Source organism: uncultured Sphingomonas sp. (assembly GCF_902806265.1).
In the GTDB taxonomy this organism is placed as follows: Bacteria; Pseudomonadota; Alphaproteobacteria; order Sphingomonadales; family Sphingomonadaceae; genus Sphingomicrobium.
This window is the reverse complement of record NZ_CADCVZ010000024.1, coordinates 1-11,362: the sequence shown is the minus strand read 5'-3', so window position 1 is coordinate 11,362 and position 11,362 is coordinate 1. Positions and strand designations below refer to the sequence as shown.

Genomic DNA, 11,362 nt, shown 5'->3' with positions numbered 1-11,362 from the left:
TTCGGCACGCCGAAGATGGTGGTGATCAGCGGACTGAGCCCATTGGTCAGATCGCCGCGCAGTTGCTGCTTCTGCGTGCCGTAGCTGGTCGAGCTGGTCAGGTCGGCAAACCCGAGGTCGAAGGTGGCGGTGCCGTTGTAGACACGATATTTGACGTCGGTGAATTGGGGGATGAACTGCGACTGGCTCAGGCGTCCGTAGAGCCGTTCCAGAGTATCCGGATCACTCTCGATGACGCTGGACGCGTCAGCCTTGATGTTCTGCACGATCGCCGACAGTCGCAACGAGATAGCGTCCGTAGGCCGGTACAGCAGTGATCCGCGGCCGCCGTAACTCTTGGAGTCGTTGATGTTCTTCGCGCGGTCCGATCCGCCGGTGCCGATCGAGTCGATGAAGCCGCCGTTCTTGCGGTATGTGCCGGACGCGCGGAAGGCGAGGTCGTCGGTCAGCGGCAGATTGGCGGCGAGATTGCCGTAGTAACCCATGTCGCCACCATCGACCGCCTCGACGCCGACCCGGCCGCGGACTGTAACGCCCGTTGTGGACGGAAGCCGGGTGATGAACTTGAGCACGCCGCTGAGGGAACTCGCGCCGTAGAAGGTGCCCTGCGGCCCGCGCAGCACCTCGATCCGGTCCAGGTCGAAGGTGTCGAAGTCGCCAGCCAGCACGGCGCCGTTGGCCAGGCCGCTGCTTGAGCCGAAGGGCGTCTCGTCCACGTACACGCCCACGGTCGAGGCCACGCCCCCCGTGTTGACGCCGCGCACGATCAGCCGGCTCGCGCCGGGCGTGCTTTCGTCGATCTGCAGGCCAGGCACGAGCTTAAGATAGTCGCTGAAGGTGTCGGCATGCTGCTGTTCAAGCGCTGCGCCACCGATAACGGACACTGCCTGAGGCACGTCGATCAGCGTTTGCGCGCGCTTCTGCGCTGTCACCACGATCTCCGTTGGCTGGTTGTCATCAGCAGGCGTGCGGGTGTTGACCTCTTGGTTGGCGGCTTGCGCTTCCTGCTCTTCGGGGACGGGCTGAGCGGCGTAGGCAGGTGCGGCAACACCGATCATCAGCGTCGCGGTCGACATCAGCTTGGCCATGTGGCGGTAAGTCATCGGTTAGTTCTCCCCTCAGAGCAGTTGTGGGTGCGATCGGCCGCCCGATGGCGATGTCCACGCTGGGTCCGGCGAATGCACCGGCAACTTTCATACGCTGGATGTCATTACCCGATCGGGATCGTAATGTCCTAATCGGAAAAGTGTCAATCCTGTTCGGGGTTTGCGCGTCGATCACGCTGAAGCTTCGCTGCGGGCCTTGTCAGCAGCAGCAGCAGCACGGCAGACGCGGCTGCAATGCCGGCCAGCAGGAGAAAGTACGGCGCAGGTGTCATGCTGCTCCACAGCGTGCCGACCAGGCCGGCGCTGAGGCTGCCGCTGAAGATCACCAGGAACCAGGCGGCGACGGTGGTGGCACCCAGATGCTCGGGCGCGAGCCGCGCGAACAGGCCGAGGCCGGTGGGCAGGATGAACAGCTCGCCGAAGGTGAAGATGACGAAGAACAGCGCAAGCCAGGTCCAGTTGGCGCTGTTCCCGCCGTTGGCGGCGGCCACGCCGGCGATCAGCAGGTAGGCGGCGGAAACGATGGCCGCGCCGATCGCCATGCGACGGACCAGCAGGTTGTGTGCATCGACCGTCGCGCGGCGTCCCCAGTAGGCCAGCAGGGGCGGGGTCATCAGCATCACGAATAGCGGGTTGAGCGACTGGAACCAGGTCATCGGGATGGTGAAGGCACCGACCGCGCGATCGATGCCGCTGTCGGCCCACAAGGCAACGGTGTTGCCGACCTGCTCATAGGCCCCGCGAAACACCGTCACTGCCAGCGCGATGCCGACCAGCAACAGGATCGTGTCGCGATTGAAGCCGACCCGGCTGCGCTTGACCTCCTCCGTGACGAGGCGCGGCTGCTCGGCGGGAAGGTAGCGCTGCCCCGCCAGGTAGATCAGCAGGCCGGCGACCATTCCGATCCCCGCGGCGCCGAATCCATAGTGCCACCCATAGATCTCGCCCAGCGTGCCGCAGACCAGTGGCGCCAGGAAACCGCCGATGTTGATGCCGACGTAGTAAACATTGAACGCCCAGCCGCGTCGGGGATCGTCGCGCCGGTACAGGTCGCCGACCTGGCTCGGCAGGCTCGGCAGGAACAGCCCGTTTCCGATCGCGATGGTCGCCAATGCGGCGTAGAACAACGGTTCGAAGGCCATCATGAAATGGCCAACGGCCATGATGCTCGCGCCCGCGATCACTGCTCGTTTCTTGCCGAGGTAGCGGTCCGCGATCACCCCGCCGACGATCGGCGTGAAGTAAGCGCAGGCGGTATAAAGGCCATAGATGAAGGACGATTGCTGCTGCGAGAAGAGCAGCTCCTTGGTCATGTAATAGACCAGCAACGCCCGCATGCCGTAGTAGGAAAACTGTTCCCACATGTTGGTGAGGAACAGGACCGTCAGGCCACGCGGCTGCCCGAACCAGTCGCCGCGCGGTGCCGCCGCTGCCGCCGTGGCGTTCACCCGGCAGTACCCCGGCCGCCGCCCCAAACTTCCGGACCGCTGGAGATCATGCCATCGTGGTAGCGGACGCTTGGCCGACGGTCCTCCGCCAGGAAAGTCGGCCCATCCAGATCGACGATGTCGCAGCCTTGTCCCAGGACATAAGCGGGCGCCATCGCCAGGCTGGTCCCAATCATGTTTCCGACCATCACGCCCAGGCCGAGACGACGCGCTTCCGCGGCCATCAGCAGGCCTTCGGTCAGCCCGCCGCACTTGTCGAGCTTGATGTTGATCACGTCGAAGCGGCCCAGTGCACCCGCGACATCGTCGAGGGTCAGGATGCTCTCGTCGCCGGCGACCGGGATCGGCGAGTCGAAGCCTTCAAGGTCAGCTTCGCTTCCGCGCGCCAGCGGTTGTTCGAGCAAGGACACGTCCGCCGCAGCGAGCGCCTTGGTCAGCGTCTCCAGTTCGGAACGCTTGAACCCCTGGTTGCCATCGACACCCAGCCAGGCATCGGGCCGCGCCGCCCGGATCGCCTGCACCCGCTCAATGTCGAGCGCGAGGTCGCCCGTCAGCTTGCACTTGATCGACTTGGCATCGGCATAGTCGCGCGCGCCCTGCGCCATCACCTCGGGCGTGTCGGCGCCGAGGGTGAAGGTCGTGCGCAGCGGCTTCGGCTCGGCCTGGCCGGCCAACTGCCAGGCAGCCGCCCCGGCCTGCATGGCCTCCAGTTCCCACAAGGCGCAATCGACCGCATTGCGGCCGCCGCCTGCGGGCATCAGCGCGCGCAATTCGTCGCGGCCGATGCCCGCTTCGATGGCCGGGCGGGCTGCCTCGATGGCGGCCTGCATATGGGCCGCGTTGTCTCCGAGATAGTAGACGCCGCCGCCTTCGCCGCGGGCCTCGTTCCCGCCGTTGCTCAAGGTCACGACGACCACATCCGAATGATCGAACACGTGGCCCGAGATGCGGAACGGCTTAGCCAGCCGCACCTGCTCGGTTACGGCGTGGAGGGACAGCCTCGGCATCAGTAGTTCACCGTCATGGCGAACAGGCCAAAGCGCCAGGCGACGTAGAGGATGACCGATGCGCTCAGGAACAGCAGCACGGCCCACAGCTTGCGCGTCCAGCGGCTGCTGTGGGTGAACGCCGTCCACAGGTTCCAAGCGGTCGTCGCCACAAAAGCGATAAAGGCGATCAATCCGGCAACCTGCAGGATCCACAGCAGCGGATCGAGGCCGCCGGTGAGGTTGCGTGCTGCGCTCAGTGCCAGGGTGAAGGCGGTGACCCATCCGGCCAGGACGAGCAAGGTTGCGAGCCCCGTATACTGAACGGTGCGGTGCACCTTCAAGGGTCGCCCGCTCAGCGGGTGCTCGGCCTTGTAGCGGCGGCGGTTCCACCAGCCGACCGGCCAGGCGATGAGGGTGAGCACCAGCACCAGAACGGCGAGGCCCAGCAAAGGCAAGATCCAGGAGGCGGCTCGGCTGGCAGGAACGCGCTCGAGCACCATGAAGGGCGAGAAGAAGTCGGTCGACCAACGCACGACTTTGCCGTCCACGACCCTGGCCCTGAGCCGGTCATCGCCGAACTTGTCGCGCCACAGAAAGGGCGCGACCTCGACCCACTGTTGAGGGCGGCCGTTGGCCGCCAGCAGCGCTGGGATGACCAGCTCGCCATTCTCGCCAACGCTAACGACGGTCGGGCCGAGTAAGCGGAGGATCGAGAAGTAGTGGGTATCCCACCGGCGGCTGGCTTGCCACTCGCCGGCCATCATCTCGGCGTGCTTGCGCGCGGTAGCGGCGTCGACGCGCCCCTGCGGCGGCGTGTTGCCGGGGAAGTAGCGGTCCGCGAAATCCATGAAGACGGCCTTGCGGAGCGGACCCACGGCGCCGTCCTTTCCGCCGCTGTTGAACGAGGCGAACAGCCCGGTGTTCTCGTTCATGAACAGGTGCAGCGAGGAGTGAAAGGCCTCCGTATCGCCAAGATGGCCGATGACCGACCGCCCGTTCACGTTGGTCTCGAAGAAGCCCAGCTCCATCCGGTTAAGCGGAGACAGGACGGAAAGCGGATTTACCTTGTCGAGCGGGCTGTTGTGCATGGTGGCCGCCGTTTGCGGCTTCAGCAGCCCGCGCCCGTTTGCCAGGTGCGAGATCATGAACCGCGCCATGTCGGTGCCGGAGGAAGACTGGGATCCGGCCGGCCAAGGGCCGATATGCTCGAACCCGAGCGGCTTGCCGCCAGCTTCCTGGTAGCCGGTCGCCATATGTGGAGCGAGGTGCCGCGGAAGCGGCTGACGGAGGGTTGAATGTGCCATCCCGAGCGGTGCGAAGACGTGCCGATCGAGATAGTTCTGCAGCTCCTCGCCCGAGGTCCGCTGGACGATGTAACCGGCGAGAGCGGTGCCCCAGTTGGAATAGGCCGGGGTCGTGCCGGGCGCGAAGATCCGGTTCGGCAACGAGCCCTTGAGGTAGTCGCCGAGCGGCACCTGCAACTTCGGATCGTAGAAGATGATGCTCTTGGCGGTTTCCTCGAAGCCGCCGGTATGCGTGAGCAGCTGGCGCATCGTGACCGGCTGACCATCACGCGGCGGAATCCGGAAGTCCAGGTAGGCGTTGACGTCCCGGTCAAGGTCGATCTTGCCCTGCTCCACCTGCTGCATGACGGCAGTCCAGATCGTCAGCTTGGACACCGAGCCCGGCCTGAACAGCGTCCGTTCCGGGTCGACCGGTGTGCGCTTGTCGACGTCCGCATAGCCGAACCCTCGCGCGGTGAGGATCTGCCCGTCCCTCACAATCACTACCACCGCACCCGGGATGTCGCCCGCGTTCAGCGCATAAGGCATGTAACCGTCGAGCCAGGCATCAACGTCCGACTTCGTCAGCTGCGGCCGTTCGCCCCCGGCTGCGGCCACCGGCTGTTGTGGCGAAGCCGGCGTCGGCGCACGAGTTGTTGGCGACAGAGACGGGGACAGCGGCGCCATGCTTTGCGCCACCGCTCCGGCACCGACTAGTACCGCCACCAAGCCCGCGCTTACCCGCTGCCAAAGCCGCATCTTCGTGCCTCCCCTGATCACTCCGCGCGGCTTGCCGTATGGGTGCGTACCTCATACACTAGCGCGTGTTCCGATTAGGACACTGTTATCCTGATTGGATAATTGGTCAACTCCGGATGTTTCGCCCTATGTCTGCTTCATTGCCCACCCTTGGCGAACTGCTTCGGAACCTGCGCAACCGCGAGGGCTGGACGCTCAAGCAGATGAGCGACAAGAGCGGCATCCCGGTATCGACGCTGTCCAAGGTCGAGCATGACAGGCTCACCTTGACCTACGACAAGCTGGTGCAGGTCAGCCAGCGCCTGGGACTGCGCATGTCAGAGCTGTTCGCCGAGAAGGGGGAGGAGGCACCTTCGACGGTGACTGCCAGGCGGAGCATCGGCAAGTTCGACGAGGCCGTGCGGGTGGAGACCCCGAACTACGACTATTACTATCTGTGCACCGAACTCCGCCGCAAGCGGATGATCCCGGTCATCACCAAGATCCGCGCGAAGAGCAGCCAGGAATTCGGCGACTTGGTTCGCCACGTCGGCGAGGAGTTCGTCTTCGTGCTGGACGGCACCATTGTAGTGAACACCGAATTCTACGATCCCGTCGTGCTCACCAAAGGTCAGTCGATCTACATCGATTCCACCATGGGTCATGCCTATCTGGCGGCCGAAGGCTGCGACGAGGCCGAGGTGCTTGGGGTCATGTCGAGTGCCGAGGACGAGCTGCTGCACTCGCTCATGAGCATCCATGAAGAACAAAGAAACGCGGCATGAGCATCCCTCGCGGGTGAGGCTAGCTTAGGAGGTACGGCGTGCTTGGAGTTCTTCTCTGGTCGGCAGCGCTCGCAGCTCCCCCAAACAGGCCGGTGCACCCGCCCGAGATCGACGCTCGATTGAGCGCATTGATCGGCGACTGGACCCGCGTGGGGAAGGAGGCGAGCTACCGCGACTCCTGCGTGTGGTACGACCGCCGCGCTTTCGTCGTGTGCAGCCTTACCGACAGCGCAGACGGTACCAGGGTGGAGGCCATCGTCGGCTATTCGGAAAAGGACCGCCGCTTCACCTACCAGAGCTACGGAAACAATGGCGCCAGCCGCGTGCAATACGGCTACCCGGCTGGCGACCGCGGCCTTGTGTTCACGGACGAACAGCAGATGGACGGCAAACAAGCCCGGCTTACTACCCGGTTGCTGCCGCAACCCGACGGGCGTCTGCGCATCACCCTTGATCGGTCGGTGGAGGGCGGCCCCTGGCAGCAGGCTGGCGAAGTCCATTACGTAAGGCGCGGCCCAACGAAGTCTGGCAGTTAAGGCCGCGTCCCGGATCGCTCCCAACCCCCGGAGCTAGGAAGTATGATCGATGCGGCCGTGGAGGAGTTTCGGCCGGGAGAGCGGAAACTGACCTCAGTCGCGCAGGCGGAGTCCAATCCAGAGAGTTCGTGGCGTTGCTCGCTCGATCACCCCGGCGCCGTTGATGGCCGCCACTACCCGCTTGTTCGTGAAGTTTTCGGCGCGAGCTTCGAGGGCGAGTGCACGGGTGAGGGGCAGTGAAGCCGTTGCATCAAAGGTGAGCGCGTCGGGGAGCCGCTGCGCGTTGAGGTCGTCCTCAAACTGGGACGACACGAAGCGCGCGCTGAGCGAAGCCCGGACATCTCCCGAGCCCCGCCAGCCCAAGGTGGAAGACAAGCTGTGCTTCGGGGTTTGGGCCGGACGCAGGCCATGGAGCGGCAGCGCGGGCCCGCTTGCATCCACCCGGGCGTCGGCGAAGCTGTAGCCGCCCGCCAACGACCAACTGCCAAAGTCTAGCCGCCCATCCACTTCGATGCCCTTGCTTCGGATGGCATCCAGATTGCGGCGTTGGCGGTACTCGCCGCCATCAGCGACAAAGCCAGCCCCGGGAAAAACGCCCGGCCCGCGCCCCAAGGTGACGTTCGCGATCGCGTCCTCCAAACGGTTGGCAAAGACGGTAACGCCGACCCGGCCGTCGCCGGTCGGGCGATACTCAACGCCTGCTTCGATGCCGCGCAGCCGCTCGGGCGCAAGCCGTGCGTTAGCTGCCGTGGCGTCGGCGCCAACGCGGAAGGGACGATAAAGCTCGTTAAGGGTCGGCAGCCGCCAGCCAAGATAGGCTGCGGTCCGCAACGTGATCGCGTCGGCCGCGCGCCAGGCGACTCCGGTGCGGGCGGTACCCGCCCATCCGGAACGATCGGCAAAGTTCACGTCGTTCAGCATCGCGCCGGTCGCGAGCACGCGCTCGTCGAGGAAACCGCTGCTGATCCGCCAGCGGTCCAAGCGCGCGCCACCGGACAACGTCAGCGCGCCGGACTGCCAGGCAGCCTCGGTGAAGGCGCCGAGCGTCCGGGTGCGCCCACCAGTCTCGCGGCTGCGGGTTGCAGCGCCGTTCTGGAAGTTGAAGCGCTCGCGCGTCTCCCCCTCCGTCTCGCGCCACTCGCCGCCGAACCGGAGCTCGAGTTTACCGAGCGGCGGCCGCACTTCGGCCCGCACGCCATAGCCGGCGGAGGGTACATCATGCTGTTCCGACACGCGCGAAACCGACGTTCGACCAGCATTCACCCCAGCGAAGCTGTTCCGAAACTGCCGCGTCTGCACATAGCCAAGCGCCGACCAGCGCCAGCGCCCGTTCCTGACCAGCCGCACCGCTCCATCCAAGCCCTGGGTGGAGATACCGCTGAACGCCGTTCCGCGCTCGCGATTGTCCGAGAACCACCGCCCGCTCGACTGGAACTCGATGGTGCTTGAGACCGGCGCCACCGCGCGCACCGACACGCTCGTCTGCTCATAGGGGGAGGAGCGATCGACGGCACCGCGCTGCTCCTCGACGACAGGGACGAACCCGTCACCGCGGGCGTAGCTGGCCGAGGCGGAGACGAAGCCTGCCCCCAGCGATACGCCCAGGCCCGCCTCAGCGTCGAGGCTGTCGCGGCTGCCGTAGGCGATGGCTCCACGAATGCCGCGGAGCTGCGCAGGCGTCGCGCTGAACAGCTCAATGGTTCCCGCAAGCGCCCCCGCGCCGTTGGCTCCGGTCCCGCCGCCGCGGGTCACGCGGACGAGGCCGAGCCGCTGCGGAGAGTAGGCCGGCCAGCTCACCCAGCCCCCGAACGGGTCGGTCTGCGGCACCCCATCAAGGATCAGCAGCGCGCGGCTCGAAGCATTGCCGCCCAGCGCGCGCAAGGTCGCGCCCTGGCTGGTTGGATTGGCCGAACGCGAGTCCGAGCGCCGGAACAGCTGAAAGCCCGGCACGTCGCGCAGGATGTCCTCAAGCCGGTTGCTGGCCGACTCCGTCAGCCGCTCGCGATCGATCCGGGTCGTGTCATAGACGCTTTCCCCGAGCGCCTCGGGAAGGCCGCGCCCGGTAACGATTATGACTTCGCCTGTCGCGGGCGGTTGAGTCTGGCCGAGAGCGGGACCGGCGATCAACGCCGTGAGGAGAACGAGCAGGCCTATCGAACCGGTACGGCAGGACGCCGGCGGGGACGATCTTTCTGTCTTCGGATACCGCCGGCTACTCGGTTCATCGGTCAGCATCGGTCTAATTATGCAACTCCGCGAAGCTTCTGCTCGGGCGGCTAGGGCATGGCATAGACTGCCACCTTCGCATTGCCGCCCTTGGTCTTCCACTTGCCGGACGTGTGGCCGACTGCGCCGGCGATATACTGCTTGCCACCCGCGAGATAGGTGATCACCCCGCCGCCGATCGGCGCACCCGCGTTTTGCTTCCACAGCTGCTTGCCGTTGCGCGTATCAAGAGCCGTCTTGCTGCCATTCAGGTCGCCGCTCAGCACCAGTCCCCGGCGGTTGTGGTCACGCCGGCGAGCAGCGGTGTGGGCTGGGTGGACAGAACCGCCATCGTGTCCGTGTCCGTCGTCGCGGGAGCCGACCCGACCATCACCGCCTCCTTGGCTGACGATAGCTTATTTATGCTGCAGTGCAGCAAATCCGCTCGTGAGCTGTTGGTGCAGGTGCCATTATCGGCGCAGGAGAACGAACATTCCCGGCCTTCATGACACGATCACCCGCCTGAGCGCCCTGCGAAACCGACGGCCCAATTCCTTAACCGAAGAGCCGGACAGAAGACTGAAGGCGTTCGAGGAGTTTGGCTCGAACCCTGGCGATCTGCTTGCCCGGTCCTACGTTCCGGAGGATCTCGGTGCCGGCGCGCCGTTGGTTGTCGTCCTTCATGGCTGTACTCAATCCGCCAGCAGCTACAATCGCGGTGCCGGCTGGATCGATGCCGCCGATGAGCATGGCTTTGCTCTGGTGTTCCCGGAGCAGCAGCGGGCCAACAATCCGAATCTCTGCTTCAACTGGTTCTCTCCAGCCGATGCGAGCCGCGGCGGCGGCGAGGCTCTGTCGATCGCGCAAATGGTGCAGGCCATGTGCGCCCGCCACGGACTCGACGGCCAACGCGTGTACATCACGGGCCTTTCGGCCGGCGGTGCAATGGCGGCCGTCATGCTGGCCACTTACCCCGAGCTGTTCGCCGGCGGGGCGGTGATCGCCGGCCTTCCGTTTGGCACCGCCACAACCGTCCCGGAGGCATTCGAGCGGATGCGTGGGAACGCAGGGTCCGGACCTGGGCAGTTGACCCAGCTCGTAAGGTCGGCGTCCAACCATAACGGCAAATGGCCTGTCCTGTCGGTTTGGCACGGCAGCAGCGATCGGACGGTGGATGCAAGCAACGCAGCAGCGCTGATCGAGCAGTGGCGCGGGTTGCACGGTGTTGCCGCATCCCCAAGCGCAACCGAGACGGTCGCCGGCCAGCAACGCCGGGTCTGGCGCGACCACCATGGCGCGGCGGTGATCGAGGAGTATAGCATCAGGAACATGGGGCATGGCACTCCGCTCGACGCGGTTCCGGCGAACGCAGGCGAGGCCGCCGGTCCTTACATGCTGGATGTCGGGATCTCGTCGACGCGGCAGATCATCGGCTTCTGGGCGCTGGATCGGGCAGGGGACCGCCCGCGGGTCGTTGCGCGCCCGCCGACCGCCAAGCCAGCCGAGATCAAGTCCCTTATCATTCTCCCCTGTGGTCCCGCGACCCCCTCGGCACCGAGCCGCACCAGCAAGGTGCAAGACGTGATCGAGAAAGCCCTCAGGAGCGCTGGCCTGATGAACTGATGGCGAAAGCCTGCAGTACGCATGTTGCGTTGGAGCCGTTCAGAAGCGGCTTGCAGACGTCTCGCTGTCAGGCAAGTCTCGGCGTTCGGCGTAGCGGAGGTGAGCAGTCTGCTGGCTGGTACCGGCTCGTCTCAGCTTCTCCCTTGAGTTCCGGTCAATGGGCTTGCTGCTGCGACGCTTCCCCGGGACATGCCGCTGTTTGATCCGCCACGATTTAGGCAGATGCAGCCACGTTTATGAGGTAGTATTTGGGTGAGCGTAGCTCGACTTCTCGCCTGGCGACGCTAAGCTATTGCGATTGCTGGTGACCCCTACGGGAGGGGTCATTGGTTTGTAGAACCGGCTGAAATCAGCCATTCCAATATCCGCGCTGTGAAGCCTCTGTATTCATCTTCTGTACGCATCGAAGCGAAAGTCGCCTGATTTCAGAGATGGGATGATGGCCAAGCGATAACTTCTCGTCAACGTCAGACCTGCGCCATCAGCAATGGTGCAAGTGTTATTTGCTGGTGGAAAGCTGTCAGCCCGCTCTTGGGAGTCGGAATAAGCATTCCAGCCGATCGTTCATGATCCTCGAGCGGCTGCTTTGCGCCCATGACGGACGTACCGGTGCGGCTCACCGGCACCCGCAAGCGGACGCTCGTTCAGC

General features: G+C 65.1%; 9 protein-coding genes. 3 read left to right on the top strand and 6 right to left on the bottom strand.

All coding sequences use genetic code 11. From position 1 onward, the window contains the following. The 4 genes from QZX62_RS05920 to QZX62_RS05905 all read right to left on the bottom strand — a co-directional run. The coding region (locus QZX62_RS05920) for a TonB-dependent receptor plug domain-containing protein (RefSeq protein WP_294172911.1) at positions 1-1,103 on the bottom strand (1,103 nt) is incomplete at its 3' end. Positions 1,104-1,249: 146 nt separating this feature from the next. After that, entirely contained in the window at positions 1,250-2,554 is a 1,305-nt protein-coding gene (locus QZX62_RS05915; RefSeq protein WP_294172910.1) for a peptide MFS transporter, read from the bottom strand. Continuing rightward, positions 2,551-3,561, bottom strand: coding sequence for a dipeptide epimerase (locus QZX62_RS05910; protein WP_294172909.1), 1,011 nt, complete (start codon positions 3,559-3,561; stop codon positions 2,551-2,553). The genes QZX62_RS05915 and QZX62_RS05910 overlap by 4 nt, the downstream gene beginning before the upstream one ends. Then, positions 3,561-5,444, bottom strand: a complete 1,884-nt coding sequence (locus QZX62_RS05905; RefSeq protein ID WP_294172908.1) for a serine hydrolase — start codon at positions 5,442-5,444, stop codon at positions 3,561-3,563. Before QZX62_RS05905 ends, QZX62_RS05910 begins: the two co-directional genes overlap by 1 nt. A gap of 269 nt (positions 5,445-5,713) precedes the next feature. Between QZX62_RS05905 and QZX62_RS05900 the strand changes: the two genes are divergently transcribed. After that, entirely contained in the window at positions 5,714-6,349 is a 636-nt protein-coding gene (locus QZX62_RS05900; protein WP_294172906.1) for an XRE family transcriptional regulator, read from the top strand. A 38-nt stretch (positions 6,350-6,387) separates the two neighbouring features. Then, entirely contained in the window at positions 6,388-6,885 is a 498-nt protein-coding gene (locus QZX62_RS05895; RefSeq protein ID WP_294172904.1) for a hypothetical protein, read from the top strand. Between the two features lie 93 nt (positions 6,886-6,978). Here QZX62_RS05895 and QZX62_RS05890 read toward each other — a convergent pair whose 3' ends face one another. Both QZX62_RS05890 and QZX62_RS05885 read right to left on the bottom strand, forming a co-directional pair. Continuing rightward, a complete protein-coding gene (locus QZX62_RS05890) occupies positions 6,979-9,012 on the bottom strand; it encodes a TonB-dependent receptor (RefSeq protein WP_294172901.1) in 2,034 nt (677 codons plus the stop codon). Between the two features lie 149 nt (positions 9,013-9,161). Next, a complete protein-coding gene (locus tag QZX62_RS05885; protein ID WP_294172898.1) occupies positions 9,162-9,377 on the bottom strand; it encodes a hypothetical protein in 216 nt (71 codons plus the stop codon). A gap of 160 nt (positions 9,378-9,537) precedes the next feature. Between QZX62_RS05885 and QZX62_RS05880 the strand changes: the two genes are divergently transcribed. Next, on the top strand, positions 9,538-10,713 hold the full coding sequence (locus QZX62_RS05880) for a PHB depolymerase family esterase (RefSeq protein WP_294172896.1): 1,176 nt from the start codon (positions 9,538-9,540) through the stop codon (positions 10,711-10,713). Positions 10,714-11,362 lie beyond the last annotated feature (649 nt).